General features: G+C 70.2%; 21 protein-coding genes and 2 pseudogenes. 11 read left to right on the top strand and 12 right to left on the bottom strand.

Annotated features, from left to right (window positions below):
• Positions 1 to 54 precede the first annotated feature (54 nt).
• Entirely contained in the window at positions 55 to 1014 is a 960-nt protein-coding gene (locus SH922_RS38285; RefSeq protein ID WP_393063103.1) for an MBL fold metallo-hydrolase, read from the bottom strand.
• Positions 1015 to 1169: 155 nt separating this feature from the next.
• Here SH922_RS38285 and SH922_RS38290 point away from each other — a divergent pair, with 155 nt between their 5' ends.
• Together SH922_RS38290 and SH922_RS38295 are read left to right on the top strand one after the other, a co-directional pair.
• Positions 1170 to 1661, top strand: coding sequence for a hypothetical protein (locus tag SH922_RS38290; protein WP_393063104.1), 492 nt, complete (start codon positions 1170 to 1172; stop codon positions 1659 to 1661).
• The gene (locus tag SH922_RS38295) at positions 1658 to 1978 is read left to right on the top strand and encodes a transcriptional regulator (protein WP_393063105.1); all 321 of its coding nucleotides are present in this window, start codon (positions 1658 to 1660) and stop codon (positions 1976 to 1978) included. The genes SH922_RS38290 and SH922_RS38295 overlap by 4 nt, the downstream gene beginning before the upstream one ends.
• Before the next feature lie 75 nt (positions 1979 to 2053).
• Here SH922_RS38295 and SH922_RS38300 read toward each other — a convergent pair whose 3' ends face one another.
• The 6 genes from SH922_RS38300 to SH922_RS38325 all read right to left on the bottom strand — a co-directional run bounded on the left by SH922_RS38300 (position 2054) and on the right by SH922_RS38325 (position 8192).
• Positions 2054 to 3025 carry a fumarylacetoacetate hydrolase family protein gene (locus tag SH922_RS38300; RefSeq protein WP_393063106.1) on the bottom strand — a complete coding sequence of 324 codons (972 nt, stop codon included), beginning with the start codon at positions 3023 to 3025 and terminating at the stop codon, positions 2054 to 2056.
• A 73-nt stretch (positions 3026 to 3098) separates the two neighbouring features.
• Positions 3099 to 4031: a VOC family protein gene (locus tag SH922_RS38305; protein WP_393063107.1), complete on the bottom strand. Its 933-nt coding sequence runs from the start codon at positions 4029 to 4031 to the stop codon at positions 3099 to 3101.
• Between the two features lie 3 nt (positions 4032 to 4034).
• Positions 4035 to 5033, bottom strand: a complete 999-nt coding sequence (locus SH922_RS38310; RefSeq protein WP_393063108.1) for an amidohydrolase family protein — start codon at positions 5031 to 5033, stop codon at positions 4035 to 4037.
• The gene (locus tag SH922_RS38315) at positions 5030 to 6214 is read right to left on the bottom strand and encodes an FAD-dependent oxidoreductase (RefSeq protein WP_393063109.1); all 1185 of its coding nucleotides are present in this window, start codon (positions 6212 to 6214) and stop codon (positions 5030 to 5032) included. Before SH922_RS38315 ends, SH922_RS38310 begins: the two co-directional genes overlap by 4 nt.
• A gap of 23 nt (positions 6215 to 6237) precedes the next feature.
• Positions 6238 to 7200, bottom strand: coding sequence for a cyclase family protein (locus SH922_RS38320; protein ID WP_393063110.1), 963 nt, complete (start codon positions 7198 to 7200; stop codon positions 6238 to 6240).
• Positions 7197 to 8192 (bottom strand): fumarylacetoacetate hydrolase family protein, encoded by a 996-nt coding sequence (locus SH922_RS38325; RefSeq protein ID WP_393063111.1) that lies wholly within the window; start codon positions 8190 to 8192, stop codon positions 7197 to 7199. The genes SH922_RS38320 and SH922_RS38325 overlap by 4 nt, the downstream gene beginning before the upstream one ends.
• A 134-nt stretch (positions 8193 to 8326) precedes the next feature.
• Between SH922_RS38325 and SH922_RS38330 the strand changes: the two genes are divergently transcribed.
• Positions 8327 to 9262: a LysR family transcriptional regulator gene (locus SH922_RS38330; RefSeq protein ID WP_393063112.1), complete on the top strand. Its 936-nt coding sequence runs from the start codon at positions 8327 to 8329 to the stop codon at positions 9260 to 9262.
• A gap of 139 nt (positions 9263 to 9401) precedes the next feature.
• Positions 9402 to 10658: a TerD family protein gene (locus SH922_RS38335; RefSeq protein WP_393063113.1), complete on the top strand. Its 1257-nt coding sequence runs from the start codon at positions 9402 to 9404 to the stop codon at positions 10656 to 10658.
• Positions 10659 to 10703: 45 nt separating this feature from the next.
• Here the strand turns inward: SH922_RS38335 and SH922_RS38340 are convergent.
• Positions 10704 to 11016: pseudogene (locus SH922_RS38340) on the bottom strand (DUF664 domain-containing protein); the annotation flags it as partial.
• A gap of 115 nt (positions 11017 to 11131) precedes the next feature.
• On the opposite strand from SH922_RS38340, the gene SH922_RS38345 reads away from it, so the two are divergent.
• Together SH922_RS38345 and SH922_RS38350 are read left to right on the top strand one after the other, a co-directional pair.
• On the top strand, positions 11132 to 11803 hold the full coding sequence (locus SH922_RS38345) for a TetR/AcrR family transcriptional regulator (RefSeq protein ID WP_393063114.1): 672 nt from the start codon (positions 11132 to 11134) through the stop codon (positions 11801 to 11803).
• Positions 11800 to 13281 carry an MFS transporter gene (locus tag SH922_RS38350; protein ID WP_393063115.1) on the top strand — a complete coding sequence of 494 codons (1482 nt, stop codon included), beginning with the start codon at positions 11800 to 11802 and terminating at the stop codon, positions 13279 to 13281. Before SH922_RS38345 ends, SH922_RS38350 begins: the two co-directional genes overlap by 4 nt.
• A gap of 364 nt (positions 13282 to 13645) precedes the next feature.
• Here SH922_RS38350 and SH922_RS38355 read toward each other — a convergent pair whose 3' ends face one another.
• Positions 13646 to 14185: a GNAT family N-acetyltransferase gene (locus SH922_RS38355; protein WP_393063116.1), complete on the bottom strand. Its 540-nt coding sequence runs from the start codon at positions 14183 to 14185 to the stop codon at positions 13646 to 13648.
• Positions 14186 to 14522: 337 nt separating this feature from the next.
• A pseudogene (locus SH922_RS38360) lies at positions 14523 to 14826 on the bottom strand (transposase); the annotation flags it as partial.
• Between the two features lie 296 nt (positions 14827 to 15122).
• On the opposite strand from SH922_RS38360, the gene SH922_RS38365 reads away from it, so the two are divergent.
• A complete protein-coding gene (locus tag SH922_RS38365; protein WP_393063117.1) occupies positions 15123 to 15473 on the top strand; it encodes a DUF4333 domain-containing protein in 351 nt (116 codons plus the stop codon).
• A 378-nt stretch (positions 15474 to 15851) separates the two neighbouring features.
• Here SH922_RS38365 and SH922_RS38370 read toward each other — a convergent pair whose 3' ends face one another.
• Positions 15852 to 16139, bottom strand: a complete 288-nt coding sequence (locus SH922_RS38370) for a DUF1905 domain-containing protein (RefSeq protein ID WP_393063118.1) — start codon at positions 16137 to 16139, stop codon at positions 15852 to 15854.
• 665 nt (positions 16140 to 16804) lie between these two features.
• Here SH922_RS38370 and SH922_RS38375 point away from each other — a divergent pair.
• Positions 16805 to 18619, top strand: a complete 1815-nt coding sequence (locus SH922_RS38375; RefSeq protein ID WP_393063119.1) for an ABC transporter ATP-binding protein — start codon at positions 16805 to 16807, stop codon at positions 18617 to 18619.
• Positions 18620 to 18665: 46 nt separating this feature from the next.
• Here SH922_RS38375 and SH922_RS38380 read toward each other — a convergent pair whose 3' ends face one another.
• Entirely contained in the window at positions 18666 to 19649 is a 984-nt protein-coding gene (locus SH922_RS38380) for a LuxR family transcriptional regulator (protein WP_393063120.1), read from the bottom strand.
• Positions 19650 to 19839: 190 nt separating this feature from the next.
• Here SH922_RS38380 and SH922_RS38385 point away from each other — a divergent pair, with 190 nt between their 5' ends.
• The 3 genes from SH922_RS38385 (at position 19840) to gap (ending at position 23397) form a co-directional block, all read left to right on the top strand.
• The gene (locus SH922_RS38385; protein WP_393063121.1) at positions 19840 to 21252 is read left to right on the top strand and encodes an aminopeptidase P family protein; all 1413 of its coding nucleotides are present in this window, start codon (positions 19840 to 19842) and stop codon (positions 21250 to 21252) included.
• 79 nt (positions 21253 to 21331) lie between these two features.
• Positions 21332 to 22288: a GlxA family transcriptional regulator gene (locus SH922_RS38390; RefSeq protein WP_393063122.1), complete on the top strand. Its 957-nt coding sequence runs from the start codon at positions 21332 to 21334 to the stop codon at positions 22286 to 22288.
• A 110-nt stretch (positions 22289 to 22398) separates the two neighbouring features.
• Complete coding sequence (gene gap, locus SH922_RS38395; protein ID WP_393063123.1) at positions 22399 to 23397, top strand: type I glyceraldehyde-3-phosphate dehydrogenase; 999 nt, start codon at positions 22399 to 22401, stop codon at positions 23395 to 23397.
• The last annotated feature ends 48 nt before the right edge of the window (positions 23398 to 23445 follow it).

A 23445-nucleotide genomic window follows, 5' to 3' on the forward strand; every position in this document is an offset into this window, starting at 1 on the left:
CTCGGTACCCCTGTCGAAGTCGATACCGGCAGCTCCATCACAAGGCGACACGGGTCAGGGCGGCCACGGATCGGCCCTCCGGCCGATCACGGGCAGGGCCAGGGACACTCCCGCTCGTTCGGCCTTGCGGGTCAGGAAGTCCATGGTGACCGGGAAGTCGTCGAGGAAGGTACGGAAAGGTCTGAGGGGGCGGTCGAGGGGGCGGAAGAAGTCGTCCCAGTGAATGGGGATGACGCGTCGGGCGCCCGTGGCCGTGACCAGCCGGTGCCAGTACTCCTCCCGGAAAGCCTCGTCCTGTTTGCCGAGCGCACCGATCCCCAGGTACACGGTGTCGGCGACGTGGCCGTCGAGGGCGCCGGGCAGGCTGTGCGCACTGGCATGGATCAGGAGCCGGCGTGCGTCGTGACGGACGTGGAGGGTGTAGCAGTCGCCGGTCCTGTAGTCGGTGGCGCGGGCCGGTGGCCGCAGCGGCCGGTCGATTCGTCCGGGGGCGATGTCGCCCGGGCTGTGCCGGGCGGCCAGGGCGGTGAGCGTGAAGCGCCCGATCGTGAACGGTTCGCCGGTGACGGCCGGTTGGAAGCGATCGTCGGGAAAGCCCTGTCCGCGGGCGATGTTGTGGGTGGACGGGGAACCGATGAGTCGCGCTCCCGTTACGGCGGCCACCTCGGGGGAGTCCAGGGCGTGGTCGTAGTGGGAGTGGACGACGAACACGGCATCGAGGTGGTCGATTCCGGCCCGGCGCAGGCCGTCGGCGATGCGGGCGCGGTGCGGTCGCAGGCGGCCGAACCGCATGTGCAGGAGGCCGGGGCGGCTGAAGAATCCATCGGTGAGGATCGCGGTGTCACCGTCGTCGAGCAGAAGCGTGGACACCCCGAGGAACACGGTGCGGAGTGCTCCTGGCCGAGGGGGTGCCGGTGGTTCGTACAGGTACGTCCACGGGGTCAGGCTGGGAGCCCGCAGGCCCCGCAGTACGGCCGTCACTCGCGGACCGCGGCGCTCAGAGCCGGTGTCCATGCCTCGTCCTTGCGCAAGCAGCCACCCGGACAGAGTAAATGATGCCTCGTCAGTACCGCCCGTGACCGGTGGTCTGCTCGATCGTCACCCATTCAGTTGCCGCACCGGAAACTTGTCTCTTTCCGTATGGGAAACTGTCCGCTACTCTTTCCGTCATGGAAACCAACGGGATACGACCGACGCCGGCGCAGGCCCGTTCCGCCCTGGCCGACACGGAGCGAATCCGTGCCTCCGCCGCGGAACTGTCGGCCACACCGTGGCCGAACTGGTTCTTCATCGCCCTCACGGTCTACCTGGCCGCGCTCCCTCTTACGTACGGAGGCATCGTGGCCGACTCGGAGTGGCTGCTGCCGCGGCCCGCCTGGATGGTCGTCATGCTGACGATCACCGCGGTGTACGTGGCGCTCTTCGCGGTCGCGTCCAGGGCCTGGCGAAACAGGACCGGGGTGGCGCTGCGGTGGGACGTGCTGCCGAAGCGGGCGACAGTGCCGGTCATGGCCTGCCTTCCGGTGCTGCTGGTGGGGTCGGCGTTCGCGTTCCGCGTCACGGGGCGGCCGGGGTGGCTCATCGGGGCCTCCCTGATCAGTGCCGCGGTTTCCGTCGGCTTCCACCTCACCTTCGTCCGGCTGCACCGGAAGACCGCATGAGCGCCGACACTCACGGCCCGCCGGAAGGGTTCGACAGTACGGTCCACGCCCCGAACCGACTCCGCATCTGTGCCCTGCTGCACGCCGCGGGCGAGGCGGAGTTCGGGCTGGTTCAGAAGCAACTCGACCTGTCCGCCTCCGTGCTGAGCAAGCACGTCACCGTGCTGATGGATGCCGGCTACGTCGAGCAGCGCAAGGCCGTGCGCGACACACGGCAGCGCGTATGGCTCCGTCTGACCCGGCAGGGGCGGGATGCCTACCGTGGGCACCTGGCGGCCCTGCGAGCGATTGTGGGGCCGTCGGATCCGGCTCTCTGACCCGCGGGCCCGGCCTGGCGCTGCTCGCCGGTGACGGCGACCGCGCTGAGCGGTCTCAGCCGGCGCCGCGGCCGGTCACGGACGCTCCCGGCCGCGGCGCCGGCCCGCCGGCAGCGGATGGGGCGCGGCACCGGGGACGACGCTGCTGGTGAGGGTGCCGAGGCCCTCGACGGTCAGGCTGACCGTGTCACCCGGCTGCAAGGGGGGTGGGCTCTGCTTGCCGCGCAGGCCCCAGAGTTCCGCGAGGCAGCCGCCGTTGCCGCAGGTTCCCGATCCGAGGACGTCACCGGGCACGACACGGGTGCCGCGGGACGCGTAGGCGGTCATCTCCTCGAAGGTCCAGCTCATGTTGGACAGCAGGTCCGTGCCGACCGTCTCACCGTTGATCTCGGCGGTGAGCGCCAGACGCAGGAAGCCGTCCGCGTCCCGGTACGGCTCCAGTTCGTCGGCCGTGACCAGGTAGGGCCCGAGAGTGGTGGCGGTGTCCTTGCCCTTGCACGGGCCGAGGCCGACCTTCATCTCCGCCGACTGCAGATCGCGTGCGGACCAGTCGTTGAAGACGGTGTAGCCCACGATGTGGTCGCGGGCCTGTTCCGGGGTGAGGTCGCGGCCCTCGCGGCCGATGACGGCGCCGACCTCGAGCTCGAAGTCCAGGACGGCCGAGCCGGGCGGCACGGGCACGTCCTGGCCGGGGCCGTAGACCGCGTGGGGGTTGGTGAAGTAGAACGTCGGCGCCGCATACCACTGCTCGGGCACGCCCGCGACGCCGTCGACCGACCGGCGCACACCTTCGACGTGCTCCTCGAATGTGACGAAGTCCCGTATGGAGGAAGGCTGGAGGGGCGGCAGCAGACGTACCTTTGAGACATGGGGACCGGCCGGCACATCGAGTGCCGCCGCACCCGCGGCGAGCAGTCCGGCAAGACCGCCGGTCTCCAGCAGCAGCGTGGCGAGAGTGGACACACCCGGCAGCGGGAAGAGGGTGCCGTCCTCCTCCACGACCGCCACTCGGCGACGGTTCTGATGCTCGTAGGCGGCGAAACGCATGGCAGGACTCCTGGAAGGTCAGGGGCGGCGCGCGCGAGCAGTTGTCGCGCACGCCGCCGCCGCAGGGCAGTGATCAGACGGGCGGGGCGATGAACACGCCGCGGTCGGGGTCGTTGAACGACTCCTTGGCGACGAGTTCGTTCATCGCGTTGGCGGTGCCCCACTGGTCGGTGACCTCGGGCTTGGAGAAGTCGTAGACGTGCGGGTGCCAGGTGTCCTCGTCGAGTTCCTCCAGTTCCGTCGTGTACTCGACGGTGTTGCCGTGCGGGTCGAGGAAGTACGTGAAGGTGTTGTCGCCCGCCATGTGCCGGCCGGGGCCCCAGATCTTCTTGAAACCGGACCGCATGACCCGGCCCGAGCCGCGCATGTACTCGTCCATGCCGCGCATCTCGAAGGAGACGTGGTGCAGGGCGGTGTGCGGGCCTTGGGCGATGGCCATGGAGTGGTGCTGGTTGCTGATCCGCATGAAGTGCATGACCTCGCCCATGTGCGGCGAGCTGAGCGTGTCGGAGAGGGCGAAGCCGAGGTGACGCTCGTACCACTCACGGGTGCGGTTCAGGTCGGGGGAGTTGAGGACGACGTGGGACAGCTTGACCGGGATCGCCTCCTTCTCCTCGATCTTCCTGTGCTGCCGGACCTCGACATCGGCGGAGACCTCGATGGTGCGCCCGTCGACGTCGAAGAAGCGGAAGCCGTACCCGCCGCCCGGGGTGTCCACCTTGCCGGGCCGGCTGATGAGCTCCACGCCGCCGGCCAGCAGCCGCTCGGCGAGGGTGTCCACGTCGGCCGGGTTCGCGGCGCCGTAGGAGACGAGGTCGAGACGCTTCTCCTCGGCTCTGCGCAGCCGTACGACGTACTGCTCGGGGGAGCCCTCGGCGGCGAGGAACGAGATTCCGGAGTCCTCGGCGACCTTGGTCAGGCCCCACACGCCGGCGTAGAAGTCGAGTTGCTTGTCGTAGTCGGGCACGGCCAGGTCCACGTGGCGCAGATGAGTGAGCAGGCGCATGGGTCAGTCCTTCCGGAGGAGGGCGGCGGCGTTGCCGCCCCGGACGGCGTGGAAATCGGAATCGGTGAGCCGTGCGGCGCGCAGTGCGCCGACCGGGTCCTCGCTGCCCATGTCGAACGGGAAGTCCGAGCCGAGAAGCACCCGGCCGGCCCCGGCGACGCGGACCAACTCCCGCAACACATGCGGGTCATGGACCAGCGAATCGAAGTACAGGCGCCTGAGATAGCTGCTGGGCAGGTGGGCGCAGCCGGCTCCCGCGTCGGAGCGCGTGGACCAGGCGTGGTCGGAGCGTCCGATGTGGGTGGGCAGATAGCCGCCGCCGTGCGCGGCGATGACCTTCAGTCCCGGGTGGCGGTCGAGCGCACCGGAGAAGATGAGGTGCGAGAGCGCGACGGCGTTCTCCGTGGGCTGGCCGACGGTGTTGGACAGGTACCACCGGTCAAGGCGCGCGTCGAGCGTGCAGCCGAAGGGGTGCAGGAAGAGCACCGCGCCGGTCTCCGCCGCCCGGGCCCACAGGGGTTCGTACGCCGGGTCGGACAATTCGCGCCCCGGCGCGTGGCTGGAGATCTCCACACCCAGGAGCCCGTGCGCCAGGGCGTCGTCGAGGGCTTCGACGGCCAGGTGCGGGTGCTGGAGCGGTACGAGTCCCAGCCCGCGCAACCGCTCGGGAGCCGCCGCGCAGTGCGCCGCAGTGGCCTCGTTGGCCAGTAGGCAGACCTTCTCGGCCGTCGTCTCGTCCGCCCAGTAGTGGTAGTGCGATGGGGAGGGGCTGACCAACTGCACGTCGACACCCTGACGGTCCATCGCCGCAAGGCGCACGGCGACGTCCGTCAGCGCCGGGACGCGTTCACGCACCATGGGGCCGCTCACGGCGAGCGCCTCGGCGCCGTTGCGCCGGGCGTCGAGTTCCTTGGCTTCGGCCAGGCCGGGCAGACCGGCCACCAGAGCCTCGATCTCCGGGAGCAGGACGTGCGCATGCACATCGACGGTGGGCACGGTCACGGCAGTTCCCGGAGCATCGTCATGGTGCGGCCCATCAGGCCGGGTACGTCTGCGTCGCGTATTCCGTCGAGTTGCCACTGCCCGATCTGGACGGACGCCTCGACCACCGGGCGAACCCGGGTGATCCGTCGCTCGTAATACGCCTGGAGCAGCGCGTCGTCCCAGGTGTCCGAGCCGGTCAGGAACTGTGCGAGGACCCACGCGTCCTCCAGCGACAGTGCGGCGCCCTGGGCGAGGACCCACGCGTCCTCCAGCGACAGTGCGGCGCCCTGGGCGAGGGTGGGCGGGCAGCAGTGCGCCGCGTCGCCGATGAGCACGACGCGCCCCCGGTGCCAGGAGCCCTCCACCAGCATCCGGTCGAACCAGGTGTAGTTGACCAGGGCCGGGTCGGTGACGTGTTCCGTGATCTCCGGCCAGAAGCCGCCGTAGGCGGAGGCCAGACGGCGCATTTCCTCGGCGTACGACTCCGGCGGGATCGAGGCGCGGTCGCGGTTCGCCTCGACGACATAGGCGTACAGCGTGCTGTCGCTGGTGGGGCAGTAGCCGGCGATGTAGGCCGGTCCGCCGTAGGCGAGGTCGGTGCGTGTCACGCCGGCCGGGCGGGGAGCGGCGATGCGCCAGATGGCCATGCCGGTCGGCTCGGGCTTCACCGTGATGCCGAGCGCAGCGCGGGTGGCGGATCCCAGCCCGTCGGCGGCGATGACCAGGTCGTAGCGGCCCTCGGAGCCGTCGCTGAAGCGGACGGAGACGCCGTCGGCGTCCTGGTCCAGGATCTCGGCGGTGACGCCCAGGCGGACGGACGCGCCACTGGCGCGCACCGCCTCGATCAGGATGCGCTGGAGCTGCGGCCGCTGCATGCCGACGGTGGCGGGGAGGTCGTCACCGCCGCTGCGGATGTCGTCCTGGACATGGAGGACGGTCCCGTCGGGGGCGGTGATGCCGACCGATCCGAAGCCGTAGCCGGACGCCTCGACCTGGTCCCACACGCCCAGTTCGCGCAGCACGCGCAGGGCGTTGCCCTGGAGGGTGATGCCGGAGCCGGCGGTGGCGTTCCAGTCGTCCTTGGCCTCGACCAGGTGCACCTCGACACCGGCGCGGCGCAGCAGGAGCGTGACGGCGTTGCCGGCCGCGCCGCCACCGATCACCAGGACGGTACGGGCCCCGTGTCGGGCTTTGTTCATGGGGAACTCCCTTGTTCCTGAGGCTACTTGACGGCGATCGGGTTGACGGGGGAGCCGACGGCGCCGGTGATGGGGAGAGGCGCGGCGGTGAGCCAGAACTCGTACACGCCATCGGCGGCACAGTCCTCGGCGAGGGCGTCCAGGTCCCACATCTCGCCGATCAGCAGGCCGATGTTGGGGATGGCGACCTGGTGCAGCGGCTGGAAGGCGTGCTCGAACTCATTGGGACGGACCTCGAAGCCCCATGTGTCGGTGGCGATGGCGGCGATCTCGCTGCCGTGCAGCCAGCCCGCGGTGGTGAACGACAGCCCGGGGGCCGCACCGCCGGCGTAGTCGCCCCAGCCGTCGCGGCGGACCCGGCTGAGCTGTCCGGTGCGCACCAGGACGATGTCACCGCGGCCGACGGCCACGCCCTGGGCCTCGGCGGTCGCCGTGAGGTGTTCCTCGGTGATCGCGAAGCCGTCGGGCAGCTCGTCGCCGTCCCCGACAACGCGTCCCACGTCCAGCAGCACGCCGCGCCCGGCGACGTGCGGGGCCATGTGCTCGATGCCGGTGACCAGGTCTCCTTCGGAGGTGACGACCTTGTCGGCCGGCCTTCCGTTCCACGCCTTGCCGTGGTCGAAGATGTGGCCGAGCCCGTCCCACTGCGTGGAGCACTGCAACGGCATCGCGATGACGTCGTCGGCGCCGCCGATGCCGTGCGGGAAGCCCTGGAGCCCCAGGGCCGCGTCGGTGCCGGTGTCCAGCATGGTGTGCACCGGGTTGGTGCGCCGCCGCCAGCCCTTCTGCGGCCCGTCCATGTCGAAGCGCTGGGAGAGCGAGAAGCTGGTTCCCCGCCGGACGAGAGCGGCGCCTTCACGGCGCTTGGCCTCGTCGAGGAAGTTGAGTGTGCCCAGCACGTCTTCCTCTCCCCAGCGGCCCCAGTTGGAGCACGCCTTCGCGGCCCGGCCGATCGCTCCCTCGGGGTCGTGACGGTCGAAGCTCATGACCCGTCCTCCGCGACACATCGCGTGCGCTGGGCGCCGAGACCGGTGACGGAACCATCCATGACGTCGCCGTCGCGCAGCAGTCGGCCCCAGTGCATGCCGTTACCGGCGGGGGAGCCGGTCAGCACCAGATCGCCGGGCAGCAGCCGGGCGCTCTGCGACGCGTACGACACCATGCGCGCCACGTTGAAGATCATGTCCTTGGTGGACTCGTCCTGCATGGTCTCGCCGTTCAGCTTCAGTACGAGGCGCAGGTCGCCGGGGTCCGCGATCGACCCGGCGGGCACGATCCAGGGGCCGAGCGGGGTGAATCCGGGAGCGTTCTTGCTGCGCAGCCAGTCCGTACCGATCTGCGGCATGTCACGACGGAAGACCGTGGCGCGGTCGGTCAGGTCGTTGGCGATCGTGTACCCGGCGACGTACTCCAGCGCCTCCTCCTCGGACACCTGGTGGGCGACCCGGCCGATCACCGCGGCCACCTCCAGCTCCCAGTCGGGCTTCTCGGCCCAGGCGGGGAGCACGACGTCGTCGTACGGACCGGTGATCGCGCTCGGCAACCCGATGAAGACGTAGGGCAGGTCCTCGGCCGCCCGACGGTCCATGATCTCCGCGGCCTCGGCGCGCCGCTCCTCCTCGGACCGGTCATCGGCCGGGTCGCCGTGCGCGACATGCAGGTCGATCACGTGCTGCCGGTAGTTGGCGCCGGACTGGAACACCTGGCGCGGCTCGACCGGAGCGTGCACCCGGAAATCCGCCAGCGGCCTGCGCTCCGAGCCGCCGTCGGTGGCCAGCGAGGCCAGCCGTGGCGCGGATGTGTCCCAGGCGTCCAGCAGACCGCGGACGGTCAGATGAGGGTCGCCGAAGGCCACACGCAGGTCGAGTGCCCTGGCGTCCGCCGTGACGAGCGCGGGGAAGCCCGGCCCGTCCGATTCCGACAGCGTGGCGAGGGCGAACGGTCCGGCGAACAGCGCGGACGCGGGTTCAGGTTTCACGAACAAGTCCTCCTGATTGCGGTGGGACTAATCTGGACCCGCCACCCACGATCAGGGAAATCGATTCTATGGATGATCGTCATCCATGGCGTCTATTCCTTCCTGGTCGGCGCCCTACCGCAAGGGGAAGTCCCATGAATCTGGCCCGCCTCGACCTGAACCTGGTCGTCGCCCTGCGCGCTCTGCTCGAGGAGCGCAACGTCACCCGGGCGGGTCAACGTGTCGGGCTCAGCCAGCCCGCGATGAGCGCCGCCCTGGCCCGGCTGCGCCGCCACTTCGACGACGAGCTGCTCGCCCGAGTGGGCGCTCACTACGAGCTCACCGCACTCGGCCAGGTTCTGCTGGACCGCACCGCAACCGCCTGCGAAGTGATGGAACGACTCTTCGCCAGTCAGGCGACATTCGATCCGGGCAGCGAGACGCGCGAGTTCAAGATCGTGGCATCCGACTACGCAGTTGCCGTGTTCGGCACCGAACTGGCAAGGGTCGTGCACGAAGAGGCTCCAGGGATCCGGCTGCGCTTCACCCAGACCCCGCCCAGTGCGGTCGACGACACGGCCGCCCTGCTGAGCACCACCGACGGGCTGCTCATGCCGCACGGCGTCATCAGCGACTTTCCCGCTACCGACCTCTACGAGGACCGCTGGGTGTTCCTCGTCGCCGATGACCATCCGAGCGTCGTCGACCGGCTCACCCGGGAGGATCTGGGGCGGCTGCCGTGGGTCACCTATCAACGGACCTACGACGCCCCGGCGGTGCGCCAGCTCGGCATGCTCGGGATCGAACCGCGGGTGGAGGTCTCCGTCGACAGCTTCCACCTGTTGCCGCTGCTGGTGCAGGGCACCCAGCGCATCGCCCTGGTCCAGGCGCGCCTCGCCCGGCTCTTCGCCCCGGTCGCCGCCGTGCGGGTGATCGAGCCGCCGTACGAGGCGGTCCCGCTGCAGGAGGCGCTCTGGTGGCATCCCGTGCACACGCACGACGCCGCCCACATCTGGCTCCGTGAGACGGCTGCCCGGGTCGGCCGGTGCATGGCCGACGGCCCCGCGGATGGGAGCGGGTTCTGGGGGTAGGCCGCCGTGCAGCGGTGTCCGGGCCTCGATGGACCACAACTTCCCGCGAATCGCGGGGAATTCGCTCTTTCGGGCAGGGAGGCGGGCCGGATGTCCGTACGCTGCGGGGAGTCAGGAATGGTCACGGAGGGGGCCCCACATGTCCTTGCGCAAGGGCGCCAACACACCGGTGGCAAGCACCCGTGTGCGGGTGGAACTCGGCTGGCGCGAAGGTCCAGGAGCCCCTGATGTGGATGTGTCGGCTCTCCTGCTGACGGCAGCCGGCCGGGTGCGCTCGGACGACGACTTCGTGTTCTGCAACCAGCCTGTTCATCCGAGTGGTGCCGTGCGCCACGAAGGCAGGCGTCAGGACGGCGGCGGTGCGGTCGAGACGATCGACGTGACACTGTCGGCGGTGGAGCAGGAGATCGGGACCGTCGTGGTGACCGCGTCCACGGACGGCACGTTCGGCCAGGTGTCCGGACTGTTCGTGCGGGTGCTCGACGCCGTGAGCGGCGCCGAGGCCGCGCGGTTCGACGCCACGGACGCGACCACGGAGACCGCTTTCGTGCTCGGAGAGCTCTACCGGCGCAACGGCGCCTGGAAGTTCCGGGCGGTTGGCCAGGGATACGCCTCCGGGCTGGCGGGGCTCGCCACCGATTTCGGGATCACCGTCGACGAGCCCGCCCTGCCCACGCCGGTGTCCCTGCCACAGCCTGCCGCGCCCGCACCGCTTCCTCCGGCTCCGCGGGCTGCGCCGCCCGTCCCCGTGCAGCCGGTGCGTCTTTCGAAGATCACCCTGACGAAGACAGCACCATCGGTGTCGCTGACCAAGCAGGGCGCGACCTCGGGAGGGATGCGGGTCAACCTCTCCTGGAGCGCCCGCCGGCCACCGCGCGGCTGGATGCGGAAGGGTGCGGAAGCCGTGCGGCTGGAGGACGTCGACCTGGACCTCTCCTGTCTGTGGGAGCTGCAGAACGGGGCGACGGGGATCGTCCACCCCATCAACAACCAGTTCGGCTCGTTCGACCAGCCGCCCTACGTCCAACTGGACCAGGACGACCGGACCGGCACGAGCGACACCGGCGAGAACCTCATGATCAATCTTGATTTCGCCGCCGAGATCAAGCGCCTTCTGGTGTTCGTGGTCATCTACGCCGGGGCGTCGAGCTTCGCGGGACTGCACGGCGTCGCCACGCTGTATCCCCCCGTCGGTCCGCCGATCGAAGTGCAGTTGGATGAGTGCACCGTTCCCTCGCAGGTGGCTGCGATCGCGCTGATCGAGAACATCGGCGGGGAACTGATCGTCCGGCGTGAGGCGAAGTACCTGTTGCCGCCGCCCGGCATCTTCAAGCAGCAGGCCGCGGATCTCGAGTACGGCTGGGGGCTGACGTGGCAAGGGGCCAGTAAGGACTGACCGGACCGCACCCTGCCCGACCCGGGTCCGCCGGACAGGGCTCTGTCACTGGCCCACGCGTCCGTCGACACACTCGCGCAACAGGTCGGCGTGCCCGCAGCGACGGGCGTACTCGTCGATCCGGTGCACCATCAGCTCCCGAACCGCGATGCCGTCCTGTCCCAGCCGCTCGCCCAGGTCGGAGTGCTCGGCCGGCGTGGCATCCAACTCGCTCTGTTCGCGCGCCAGATCGGCGTAAGCGGCGTCGATCACGCCCTGCACCAGCTCCGTCGAAGTCCGCGTCGCTCCCGCCGTACAGCCTCGGCAGCGTTTCACCGTCGCTGATCCAGTTGCGCCAGTCCCGCTCCACCTCGGCCACTCCCTGGGGTGAGCAGCGAACCGGCCACCGAGTCGGGCGAGTTGGTGGGTCGAGCACGACTCCTCGTGCCGCCCCGCAGTAGACAGTGTCTACTGCGGGGTGCTAGACACGGTTCATGGAACGCGAAAGCTCCCTGCGGGAACGACTGATCGACGTCGGTGTGGACCTCGTCATGACCGACGGAGCCGCGGCGCTCGGTCTGCGTGAGATCGCACGCCGTGCCGGGGTGTCCCACGGGGCGCCGCGCCGCTACTTCCCGACGCATCACACGCTGCTCTCCGCGATCGCCCGTCGGGGTTTCACGGACCTCGGCGCCCGGTTCGAGGCGGCGACGGAGGACGAGGCCTCGCCGCGGGACCAGCTGCAGGCGCTCGCACGGACATACCTCCGCTACGCCTTGGAGCACCGCGGCATGTTCGACCTGATGTTCAGCCATGAGCTGCTCGACAGTGAGGCGCATGCATCGGACCCGCCCCGACTGCGCGAGTCGAGCCTCCCGCTGTTCGCGCACGTCGTCGAGCTCGTGACCCGGCACCTGGAGGAGCGCACGGTGTCCGGGCCCGATGTGCCGCATGACGCCGTGACGCTGCCGGCCGTCACCGCCGCGGCCCTGTGGACCAACCTGCACGGTGTCGCCCAGCTGTGGGCCTGGGGCAGCCTTCCACTCGTCATGGACGCCGCTTCCGCCGGCACCGCTCCTGTTGGCGACCCGCTTGACCCGCTCGGCCCGCTCGACCGACTCGTCGTGGTGGTGCTCGACGCCCACCTCGGTCCGGTGAACACATGACCGGGACCGTACGACCGCGCATCGCGCTCCTGGCCGCCGTGGCCGGGGCGATGATCGTCGCCCTGGACGGCACCGTTCTGCTCGTGGCGCAGCCCGACCTACAGCGAGACCTCCGGGCGAGCGTGACGCAGGTTCAGTGGACCAGCACCGGCTATCTGCTTGCCGTGGCCGCGTTCCTCGTCATCGCCGGGCGGCTGGGGGACAGGTACGGACACAAGCGTCTCCTGTTCGTCGGAGTGCTCGGCTTCGGGGCGTCGTCCGCGGGCATCGCCCTCGCGCCCGGACCCGGCTGGGTCATCGCCCTGCGCATCGCCCAGGGCGTGTTCGGCGCGCTTCTGCAACCGGCCACGCTCGCGCTGCTGAGACTCGTGTTTCCGCCCGACCGGCTCGGTGCTGCGGTCGCCTTTCGTACCAGCGCGATCGGAGTGGCGGCGGGCAGCGGTCCGCTGTTGGGAGGCGTCCTCGTCGAGCATCTGGGCTGGCGTGCCGTGTTCCTGATCAATGTGCCCGTCGCGCTCATCATTGCCGCGCTCACTCTTGCGGTGCGGGTGCCGGCGCCGCCGCGTTCCGCACCCGGGAAGATCGACCTCGTCACCGCGGCTCTGTTGGCCGCCGCACTCGCAGCCCTGGTCCACACCCTGGCCGGAGTACCGGCGCGCGGGTGGACCGCCTTTCAGACGCTGCTCGGACTCGTCGTCGTGGTGGGTCTCGCGGTGGGTCTCGTCGCGCGCGAACGTCGTACTGCGCAGCCCTTCGTGCCTCCTGCCGTGGCGCGCTCGGTGCCGGTGGTGGCATCCATGGCGATCCTGCTGGTCACCTCGGGCGGGTTGTTCGGTTCGCTGTTCGTGGCGACGTTCTTCCTTCAGAACGACCTCGGACTCGACCCGCTCGCCAGTGGCCTGCGCGTTCTCCCGATGACCGTACTGATGGTCCTCGGCGCGCCTGTCGCCGATGCCGCGCTCCGCCGGTACGGCGCCCGTCGCGCCGCGATCGCGGGGCAAGTCCTCGTGGTCCTGGCCATCGTGGGCCTGTCCCGGCTGGGTCCGGCCAGCCCCTGGCCGGCGTGGAGCACGACGCTCGCCGCACTCGGTGCCGGCTTCGCCGTCGTGATGGTCACCGCCACCGGGACCGTCGTGGGCGACGCGCCACCCGGATACGCGGGAGTCGTCGGCGGACTCAAGCAGACCGCCATGAACATCGGTCCGACGCTCGGCATCGCCGTTGCTGCCGGCATGATGCCACTGGGGCCGTCCGCCTCCCCGCCCCCGGGCGGGGGACTGGCCATGTCCGGCCCGGTTATGGGTACGGCCCCGCTGGTCCTGGCCGCGCTCGCCGCGCTCGGCCTGCTACCGGCGTCGCTACTGCCGCCGAGACGCGCCCACGACGCGGGACGACGGGACGCGGAACGGGATCTGACACGAGATCGGGTACATCCCGGCCGGACGGCGTCGTCAGATGCCGGTCAAAAGAATCCATGAAGGTCAGCCTCCGGCGACTGCGCTCCTCCATGCGTTCGATCCGCGGTCCGTGTCCGTGTCCGCGTCCGATAGCGGGACAGCCCTGAGCCCTCAAAGGGCGTTTCGTCCCCGCGGAGGTGTTCGGCAACTCGGGCGAGGCAGGCGTTTGGGCTGAGCGATCGGGCGTGCGTGACGATCGTGCCGGATGGCCCGCAGGGACGGCGGGTTCGCGCGGGATCGCCTGTCGGGGTGAGGAGGGGTGCCGGGAATGTTCGCAGGAGGAACAGTGCGGACGGTACTCAGCAACAAGGTCGCTGCGGGAGCACCAACCCGTAGGACGGGTTGCGAAACCAGACCGGCAGACGGCATCGACCAGAGCACGAGCTCAATCGCACGACGCGACCGGGGACCGCATACCGAGCCACTGCTCAGCGTCCCAGGCCCGGAATCGCTCTACCTCGATGAACCCCAGCTTTGCCGCGAGGCTCATCGAGCCGACGTTGGCGGTCTGTGTGGCGAGCACCACCGGCTCGCCGGGAAGGGCGCCGTCGAACCAGTCGAGTGCCGCCGCGCACGACTCGGTGGCGTACCCGAATCCCCATGCCCGTGGCAGGAACAGGTAGCCGAGATCGGCCCTGCCCGCAGCAGCCGGGCGATGGTGCTCCGGTGCCCTCCTGAGCAGGATCTGGCCGATCATCACTCCGTTGAGATCAACGACGAAGCTCCCCGGCCACCGCTCGGGAACCTCGGGCATCTCGCGCTCAAGCTCGTCACGCGGGCGGGGGCCTCCGAGGTAGGTGTGCACCTCTGGCGAGGCGAGCATTTCGATGAACTTCGCACGGTCCCGGAGGTCGGGCTCACGGAGCACGAGCCGCTCGGTCTTGATCGGGGCAGGTGGCCAGGCGACGGGTCCGAGCTCAGTCATACCGGCAAGCCAATCAGCCGGCTCGGCAGCGATCAAGACTCGCGGACCGATCAATCCGCCAGCCCAACTCCCAATCCGCCAGCGGCCGGGACCAGCACCGCGTCGTCCTCCTCAGCTGTTCGAATCCCTACTTGGCAGAACACGCGCTGGAGCTTCAGGAACAGGCGCTCAGCTTGTTCTTTGGCCTTGAGAGTCTCGGGGCGTTTGACGGTCTTGCCGACGTCGTAGCGGGGTGCCCGGTGTCTGTTCTTGGCGCCGGGTGGTCGTCCGGGGCCGGCGTCTCGGGGTTTGGGAACACGGGCCGGACAGGCGAGGTGAGCGCGCTCGACGACACCCCCGACAGGACCAGGCGCCCGCCGTCGAACCGAGGCAGCGACAGCCCGGCCAGCACCATCCGCGGGCCGGCCGACGTCGATCTCGCCGTGGTTCAAGCCGCCGTACATCGCGCCGTGCCCACGACGATGCTCCGGCAACAGGGTCAAGTCCACCGGGGACTTCACCGCACCGTCCGCACACAGCACCGCGTCCACCAGCGCGAACAACTCGTCGCGCCGAGCGGTCAGACACTCGTGGAACTCGCCCCGGCAACGTGACGCTTCCTCGAACGCTTCCCTCCGGACAGCATCAGGCAGCAGACTCACCCTCACGGCCTTCGTCGTGGTCACGAACACCTTGGTCGGAGCACATGATCAGACGAAGGCCGCCCCCCACGTCCGGCGAACCCTCAGGTGAGCGACCCAGCTCGCGGCACCATTCGATGCCGGAAGACAACGAACGAGAAGCGGCGCCCGCCCCACTCCTCGTCCTGCAGGGGTGCACAAGCTCCTCTCCGGCCGCGCAGGCAGTGGTGCGGGAGCACTCCGCAGGGACCCGAGAGGCAACTTCACGTCACCACAGGGGGTTGTATGAACACGGACAGCCGGATAGGACTGTCCGCGTGACTGATCAACGCAGCTTCGCCCGTACCGTCATCGCGCTCTCCCTTGCCGTGATCGCCTGTTGTGCGCTCACTTTCACCATCATGCTGCTGGCCGGGAGTCCCGCCGTGCAGCCGCAGCGCGTCCTGGATCAGGACGCGCTGGCGCGGGCGGTGCTCAACAACGTCAAATCCGCCGACTTCGCCAAGCCCCCGACCATCGACGATGTCAGCTGCCCCGCTTCCATCCCCGTCGAGGCGGGCCGGGAGTTCGAGTGCAACGTCAACGGCGTCGGCGACGGCAACAGCAGCGGCCATGCCTGGGTCAAGGTGAAGATCGAGGACGATCAGGGCGACCTGTCACTGGGCTGAGGGAACGGCAGAGCGAGCGGGACCGCAGCCGTGACATCGGGGCACCCACTCGGCCCGACCGCGGCCCGAAGGCGAGAATCCGTCCGGCCCGGCTCCACGTCCTGACAGCCGTGGCGGTTGCTTGCGCACCCGACCGCCAGAACCAGCCGAGGTCCCCCGGATGCAGTTGCATCGGCGCCCCTTCGTACTGCCACTCCCGCAGTACGCGTACGCTCACGGCCTCGCTCAACCTGTCCAATCCCGGCTTGCTCAGTACGACCGCCGTACCCCGACCACACGCCATCGCACCGACGGCCCGCACCAGGATTTCGTCAGGCCGACTGGTGTGCGTCCGGGGGAGGGATGACGGAGGGCGGCCGGTGCCCGGAGTGATGCCGCCTAGAGGCGTACGGTCATACGCACGGTCACGTCATCACCCGCCGCGAGGCCATGCGGCTGACGGACAGCGTTCTTGAGCGGCAGCAGATAGCCGCTGTTCCTGGGGAAGAGCGACGTGGTGAAGGTGGTCTCGCCGATGCGGGCCTCGACAGGAACCGCGCCCCAGCCGTACGTGGCCATCGCGGCCACCTCGCGGATGTCGGCGGCCTGTTCCTCGGGCACGGCGGCGAAGTAGAACGGTGCGGGCCCCCGCCATTCGATGACGCGGCCGGTGAACACAACGTGCATGGGGTCGATCCGATCGTCGGAGGCGGGACGGGACCGGCCGGGCCGGGCCCCGGGCAGCGTACAGGCGCACCGGCCGGGCCATGCGCGATGGCCAATCGGCCCAGGGGACTTCGGTGCCGGCGAAGTAGAGCAGGTCCCGCTGGTTCCACTTTTCTCGCGCGGCATCGTTCCGACTGCCGGGTGCGCGGAGAACGAGGAGAACATACGGCGCAGCTCATGCCCGGCGGCTCGCACGCTCACGGATTCCAGGCTCTGCGAGGCCCCTTGAAGTCCAGCCGCACGGCGCAGGCTTCCTCGATCCGGCCGCGCCGGAGCAACGGGCGACGGAACGACGACCCGATACGTCGACAACTACCCTTCCGCGCCACGGAGCGCCCCACACGCCTGTGGACGAAAATCGGACAGTGGCGGACCGCCCCACACGGGCCCCACCCGGAAAACCCTTGGACTCGACGCGCGCCGGGCCGGGACACTGAGACCCCTCGCCCGACCCCTCCTCGTACCCACACCGACGCACCACCGCGAGCTGCGCGGGGGCGATGCCGCCGCCGCGCACCGTGTGCCGCAGGACCACCCCGGCGAGGGCACAACCTCGAAGCCGAAGCTCCGCGCGGCCGGTGAGGCAAGCGCCTCTTCCCGCAGCCGCACGACCACACAGGGTTGATATGGGATCGCCTGAATCGCACGAAGCGCCGGGCAGGGGCTCCGTGCTCCTCGCACTTCGTTACTACGGACGGGAGTTGACCCGCCGAAAACGGGTGACGCTACCCGCGATGCTGCTGCCGGCACTGGGCAACATCGGCATCAACTACGCCGCGCCGCTCGTCGTCGCGAAGCTCGTCGGGCGCATCGCCGGCGACGCCGACACCTCGATCGGGTCGATGCTCCCCTACGTCCTCGGCTTCGCCGGTGTGCTTCTCCTCGCGGAGACGTTCTGGCGGGTCGGCCTGCACTTCCTGAACCGCCTCGACGCCCTCGGCATCGAGCACCTGTACGTGCAGGGCATGGACGAGCTGTACGCCAAGGATGCCTCGTTCTTCCACGACAACTTCGCGGGGTCGCTCACCAAGCGCGTCCTGAGCTTCGCCTCCCGCTTCGAGGAGTTCGTCGACACGCTGACGTTCTCCGTCGTGGGCAGCTTCGTGCCGCTGATCTTCGGGTCGGTGGTGCTGTGGCGTTACGAACCGCTGCTCGTCGTCGGCCTCTTGGCGATGATCGCAGTGACGGCGCTGTGCGTGGCCCCCCTCATCCGCCGCCGTCAGGCCCTCGTCGGCGAGCGTGAGGAGGCGATCGCCAGGGTGTCCGGCCATGTGGCCGACAGCCTGATGAACATGGACACGGTCCGGGCGTTCGCCGCCGAGAAGCGCGAGGCCGCCGAGCACCGCTCCCGCGTTGCCGAGTCGCGGCGCCTCACGTTGCGCTCCTGGGACTACGGCAACCTCCGCATCGACACGCTGGTCGCGCCGCTGTCCGTACTGACCAACGCCTTGGGCCTGCTGCTCGCCGTTGCTCTGGGCGGAGGCGGGAACGGCGTGGAGGCGGTTGTCGTCGCCTTCATGTACTACACCAACGCGACCCGGATCATGTTCGAGTTCAACCAGATCTACCGTCGGCTGGAAAGCTCGATGACGGAGGCCGCCCAGTTCACCGAACTGCTGCTGACGCCGCCGGCCCTGCGCGACCCGGAGTCGCCGGAACCACTGCTGTCCCGCGCTGCGGACGTCCGCTTCGAGCGGGTGACGTTCGCCCACGCGGGAGCGCAGCCGCTCTTCGAGTCCCTCGACCTCTCCGTGCGCAGCGGTGCGAAGATCGGCCTGGTAGGCCGGTCCGGCGGCGGCAAGACCACGCTCAGCAGGCTGTTGCTGCGGATGACGGACATCGACGGCGGCCGGATCCTGATCGGAGGTCAGGACATCAGCAGACTGCGCCAGGCCGACGTGCGCAGCATGATCGCCTACGTGCCGCAGGACCCGGCGATGTTCCATCGCACACTGAGGGAGAACATCGCGTTCGCCCGGCCCGACGCCACCGACGCCGAGATCCGCCGGGCGGCCAAGGCCGCACACGTCACGGAGTTCGCCGATGCGCTGCCCGAGGGCTTCGACACCATGGTGGGGGAGCGCGGCGTGAAGCTGTCCGGCGGACAGCGCCAGCGGGTCGCCCTCGCCCGGGCGATCCTGCGCGACGCGCCGATCCTGCTGCTCGACGAGGCGACGAGTGCCTTGGACTCGGAGAGCGAGATCCTCGTCCAGGAGGCGCTGTGGCGGCTCATGGAGGGGCGGACGGCGCTCGTGGTCGCACACCGGCTGAGCACGGTCGCCACCATGGACCGGCTCGTCGTCCTGGACCGCGGCCGGATCATCGAGCAGGGCACGCACCACGAGCTGCTCGCATCGGAGGGCGCCTACGCGAAGCTGTGGCAGCACCAGTCGGGCGGCTTCCTCGACGACCCGGCCCAGCCGCAGGCCGGCCTGATCTGAACGAGAACGGACGCGGCCGGGGCCAACGGGCTCCGGCCGCCTCCGGTCACAGCCATCCCGCGCGCTGTGCCTGCAAGGCCATCTGGAAGCGGTTCGCGGCACCGAGCCGGGCCATCAGGATCGACAGGCGGCGAAACAGAGTGCGCCGGCTGATGCCCATCTCGCGGGCGATCACGTCGTCGCTCGCGCCGCCCGCGAGGAGCCACAGGAGGCGGCGGTCACCGGGTGGCAGCCCGCCCGGCCGGGTCGCGTGGCCGTGGAACGGCAGTGCGTTCTGCCAGGACTGCTCGAACAGCGCCACGAGTGCCGAGAGCAGACCGCACGGCTGCACGACCAGCATCGTGTTGTGTACGTCGGCCTCCTTGATCGACAACGACACGAGCGCGTACGCATCGTCGATGATCACGAGTTTGACCGGCACCGCCGGCAGCACCCTCGCCTGCTCGCCCGCCTTGATGCACGGCTCGATGACGTCCTGCAGATGGCCGGGATGCTCCAGTGACGCCCGCGAGTACACGACACGCTGCGTGACCCCGCGGGCGAGCGTGGCCAGCGCGTCGTCGGTGGTTTCGGCCAGGGGGAAGTACGGGGGCGACTCGAATTGCCGGATCTGATCCCGGGCGCTCGCCCAGGCCTGCCGAATCCTGGGGCCGACGGCCTCACCTGTGACGACCTCGACGAGATGGTCGTTGTACGCGGCGAGCCGCTGCCGCCGGAACGACTCGAACGCGCCGCCGACGGCGATGCGCGACTCCTCGATCTCGGCCGCCCGGTGCCGGGCCAGGATCTCCAGGCCCGCGGTGGGCGGCACCGGGGCCACCACGTCCTCGCCCTCCTCGGCAGCACTGGCCAGACCGGCGTCGACCAGCGACGCGTACGCCGTGGTGAGTTCCGCCCGCCCGAGACCGGACGCGGTTCCGATCGCACTCAGCGGGGCGGGGGCCAGTTCCAGCAGCGCCAGATAGACCCGGCTCGCCGCCGGATCGATTCCCAGAAGCCGCAGGGCCTCACCGAGTTTCACGTTCGTCATAAGCGGCATTATCGACGGTTCCTGCCCAGGCTGTGGCCGATCTGTGCCAGTGGCGGTTCCGGGCACCACGCGCGTGCGGCACGGGATACCGTCCGTGAGCCGTCGGTGGCCGGCGGCAGCGAGGGCGCGCGTCCGGAGGCCTCCCTTCGGCCCGCGCCGTCGAGGAACCCTCCCGAAGAAGGAGCATGACGTGGCGAAAGGCCGAAAGAACGGTCTCTACTCAGGGATCTCCGACGAACTGTCGGCGCTGATGCGGACCGGGTGGGCGGACACCGAGCAGCACGACCTGCTGCCCGACGAGCAGGCACCGCACGCGGCCCGCCGCCGCGATGCGCTCTCCGCGCGCTTCCCCGGCGAACGCCTCGTCATCCCGTCCGGCAACCTCAAGGTTCGGTCGAACGACGACACCTACCCCTTCCGCCCGTACTCGGGATACGTGCACATGACGGGAGACCGGGCCCGCGACGGCGCGCTCGTCCTGGAACCCCGTGCGGACGGCGGCCACGACGCCTACTGCTTCCAGCTTCCACGGGACAGCAGGGACAACGACGAGTTCTGGACCGGTCCCACGGCGGAACTCTGGATGGGCCGGCGCCGCTCCCTGGCCGAGTCGGAGCGGGTACTCGGCCTGCCCTGCCGCGACGTCCGCACCGCTGCCGGTGACCTGGCCGCCGCCTCCGGTGTGCCGACCCGGATCGTGCGCGGTGTCGACCCGGCCCTGGAAGCCGTCGTCAGCACCGACGAGGAGCGCGACGCCGATCTCGAGGAGGCGCTCAGCGACCTCCGCCTCGTCAAGGACGACTGGGAGATCGGCGAGCTCCGCAAGGCGGTGGACTCCACCGTGCGCGGCTTCACCGACGCGGTCGGCGAGCTTTCCGGGGCTGTCGCCTCGTCCGAGCGGTGGATCGAGGGCACGTTCCTGCGCCGCGCCCGGCTGGAGGGCAACTCCGTGGGCTACGGCACCATCTGTGCCGCCGGCGAACACGCCACGATCATGCACTGGACGGACAACGACGGACCGGTGCGCCCCGGCGAGCTCCTGCTGTTCGACGCGGGCGTCGAGACGCACACCCTCTACACCGCCGATGTCACCCGCACGCTGCCGATCAGCGGGACGTTCACCCCCGTGCAGCGCAAGGTCTACGACGCGGTGTACGAGGCCCAGGAGGCCGGTATGGCCGCCGTCAAGCCGGGCGCCGCGTACCGCGACTTCCACGAGGCGTCCCAGCGCCACCTCGCCGAGCGGCTGGTCGAGTGGGGCTTCATCGAGGGCCCGGCCGACCGCGCGTACGAGCTCGGCCTCCAGCGCCGCTTCACCATGGCGGGCACCGGGCACATGCTCGGTCTGGACGTCCACGACTGCGCCCAGGCCCGGCACGAGGAGTACGTCGGCGGCGTCCTGGAGCCCGGCATGGTGCTCACGGTCGAGCCCGGTCTGTACTTCCAGCCCGACGACCTCACCGTGCCCGAGGAGTGGCGCGGCATCGGCGTCCGGATCGAGGACGACCTGGTGGTGACCGCGGACGGTCACGAGAACCTGTCGGCGGGCCTGCCGCGTTCGGCCGACGACGTCGAGGCGTGGATGGCCCGGTTCGCGGGCTGAGCCGGGGCGAAGGACCCGGCCGCGCCGGCGGGCCCCGGCCCGTTCGCCGGCGCGGCCGGCCCCTCGTACTGTGTGTCCCGTGTCAGCCTCCCGCCTTCACCGCACCGCCGTCCTCGTGCTCGAGGGCGCCAAACCGCTCGACGTGGGGATCCCCGCGCAGGTGTTCACGACGCGCGCGAGCATGCCGTACGAGGTGCGGGTGTGCGGTGCGGCGCCCGGCCTGGTGACCGGTGGTGACGGGTTGTCGTACCACGTTGCCAACGGTCTCGACGCGCTGGAATGGGCCGACATCGTCTTCATCCCCGGTTACCGGTTTCCGGATCGCGACGACCCGGCGCAGGCCGTCGTCGACGCGCTCGTCGCCGCCCACGACCGGGGCGCGCGGCTCGCCGCCATCTCGACGGGGGCCTTCGCGCTCGCCGCCACGGGCCTGCTCGACGGCAGACGGGCGACGACGCACTGGCACTACGCGCGGGCGCTCGCGGCGAAGCACCCCCTCGTCCGCGTCGACGAGAACGTGCTGTTCGTCGACGAGGGCAGCGTCCTGACCTCGGCCGGTGCCGCCTCCGGGATCGACCTGTGCCTGCACATCCTGCGAGGAGACCTCGGCGTGGCCGCGTCCAACCACGCGGCCCGGCGGCTGGTGGCGGCGCCCTATCGGAGCGGGGGACAGGCGCAGTACGTACCGCGCAGCGTGCCCGAGCCGCTCGGCGAACGCTTCGCCGCCACCCGCGAGTGGGCGCTGCACCGGCTCGGTGAACCACTCACCCTGGAGACGCTCGCCCGGCATGCGGCGGTCTCGCCGCGCACGCTCTCGCGGCGCTTCGTCGAGGACACGGGCTACACCCCGATGCAGTGGGTCATGCGGGCCCGCATCGATGTCGCCCGTGAGCTGCTGGAGCGCTCGGAGCGGAGCATCGAGCAGATCGCCGCCGAGACCGGACTCGGCACGGGGACCAATCTGAGGCTCCACTTCCAGCGGATTCTCGGCACCACACCGAGCGAGTACCGGCGCACCTTCGCCAGCAGTGAGTAGCCAGGCCCCGGTGGCGCGATCCTTTCGAACCGTGGCGCTCGCGCCGCTGCCGCGGCAGGGGTGCCCCGAGCGAACCTTGGTGGCGAACCGCAGGGACGAAGGGACACCCCATGACTCGCATCGCCATCAATGGATTCGGCCGCATCGGACGCAATGTGCTGCGCGCACTGCTGGAGCGCGACAGCGACCTCGAAGTCGTCGCCGTGAACGACCTCACCGAGCCCGCCACCCTGGCACGGCTGCTCGCCTACGACTCGACGTCCGGCAGGCTGGGGCGCCCGGTGACGCTCGACGGGGACGTTCTCGTCGTCGACGGCCGTCGCATCCAGGTGGTCGCCGAGCGCGATCCGGCGCAGCTGCCGTGGGCCGCCCTCGGCGTCGACATCGTGCTGGAGGCCACCGGACGCTTCACGTCGGCCAAGGCCGCCCGCGCCCACATCGACGCCGGCGCGAAGAAGGTGCTCGTCAGTGCGCCGTCGGACGGCGCCGACGTCACGCTCGCGTACGGGGTCAACACCGACGCGTACGACCCGGCCCTGCACACGATCGTCTCGAACGCCTCGTGCACGACCAACGCCCTCGCGCCGTTGGCCTCGGTGCTCGACGAACTCGCCGGTATCGAGCACGGTTTCATGACGACGGTGCACGCCTACACGCAGGAGCAGAACCTGCAGGACGGCCCGCACCGCGACGCCCGCCGCGCCCGCGCCGCCGCCGTGAACATCGTGCCGACCACGACCGGTGCGGCCAAGGCCATCGGCCTGGTGCTGCCGAACCTCGCCGGCAAGCTGTCGGGCGACTCGATCCGTGTCCCCGTGCCGGTCGGCTCGATCGTGGAACTCAACACGACCGTGGCTCGCGACGTCTCGCGCGAGGACGTGCTGGCCGCCTACCGTGCCGCGGCGGACGGGCCGCTCGCCGGGGTCCTGGAGTACTCCGAGGACGCACTCGTCTCGTCCGACATCACGGGCAACCCTGCCTCGTCGATCTTCGACTCGGAGCTCACCCGCGTCGAGGGCCGGCACGTCAAGGTCGTCGCCTGGTACGACAACGAGTGGGGCTTCTCGAACCGTGTCATCGACACGCTCCAGCTCCTCGCCAACGGCTGACCGGCCACCGGGTCCTCGGGGGCGGGCGCTGAGCGCCGCCCCCGAGGA

It is taken from the genome of Streptomyces sp. LN549, from assembly GCF_043203805.1.
Classification (GTDB): Bacteria; Actinomycetota; Actinomycetes; order Streptomycetales; family Streptomycetaceae; genus Streptomyces.

Excerpts from the sequence above, each read along its gene's own strand:
- SH922_RS38285 (WP_393063103.1), bottom strand. The coding sequence starts at position 1,014 with ATGGACACCGGCTCTGAGCGCCGCGGTCCGCGAGTGACGGCCGTACTG.
- SH922_RS38290 (WP_393063104.1), top strand. The coding sequence starts at position 1,170 with ATGGAAACCAACGGGATACGACCGACGCCGGCGCAGGCCCGTTCCGCC.
- SH922_RS38295 (WP_393063105.1), top strand. The coding sequence starts at position 1,658 with ATGAGCGCCGACACTCACGGCCCGCCGGAAGGGTTCGACAGTACGGTC.
- SH922_RS38300 (WP_393063106.1), bottom strand. The coding sequence starts at position 3,025 with ATGCGTTTCGCCGCCTACGAGCATCAGAACCGTCGCCGAGTGGCGGTC.
- SH922_RS38305 (WP_393063107.1), bottom strand. The coding sequence starts at position 4,031 with ATGCGCCTGCTCACTCATCTGCGCCACGTGGACCTGGCCGTGCCCGAC.
- SH922_RS38315 (WP_393063109.1), bottom strand. The coding sequence starts at position 6,214 with ATGAACAAAGCCCGACACGGGGCCCGTACCGTCCTGGTGATCGGTGGC.
- SH922_RS38320 (WP_393063110.1), bottom strand. The coding sequence starts at position 7,200 with ATGAGCTTCGACCGTCACGACCCCGAGGGAGCGATCGGCCGGGCCGCG.
- SH922_RS38330 (WP_393063112.1), top strand. The coding sequence starts at position 8,327 with ATGAATCTGGCCCGCCTCGACCTGAACCTGGTCGTCGCCCTGCGCGCT.
- SH922_RS38335 (WP_393063113.1), top strand. The coding sequence starts at position 9,402 with ATGTCCTTGCGCAAGGGCGCCAACACACCGGTGGCAAGCACCCGTGTG.
- SH922_RS38345 (WP_393063114.1), top strand. The coding sequence starts at position 11,132 with ATGGAACGCGAAAGCTCCCTGCGGGAACGACTGATCGACGTCGGTGTG.
- SH922_RS38350 (WP_393063115.1), top strand. The coding sequence starts at position 11,800 with ATGACCGGGACCGTACGACCGCGCATCGCGCTCCTGGCCGCCGTGGCC.
- SH922_RS38355 (WP_393063116.1), bottom strand. The coding sequence starts at position 14,185 with ATGACTGAGCTCGGACCCGTCGCCTGGCCACCTGCCCCGATCAAGACC.
- SH922_RS38370 (WP_393063118.1), bottom strand. The coding sequence starts at position 16,139 with ATGCACGTTGTGTTCACCGGCCGCGTCATCGAATGGCGGGGGCCCGCA.
- SH922_RS38375 (WP_393063119.1), top strand. The coding sequence starts at position 16,805 with ATGGGATCGCCTGAATCGCACGAAGCGCCGGGCAGGGGCTCCGTGCTC.
- SH922_RS38380 (WP_393063120.1), bottom strand. The coding sequence starts at position 19,649 with ATGACGAACGTGAAACTCGGTGAGGCCCTGCGGCTTCTGGGAATCGAT.
- gap (WP_393063123.1), top strand. The coding sequence starts at position 22,399 with ATGACTCGCATCGCCATCAATGGATTCGGCCGCATCGGACGCAATGTG.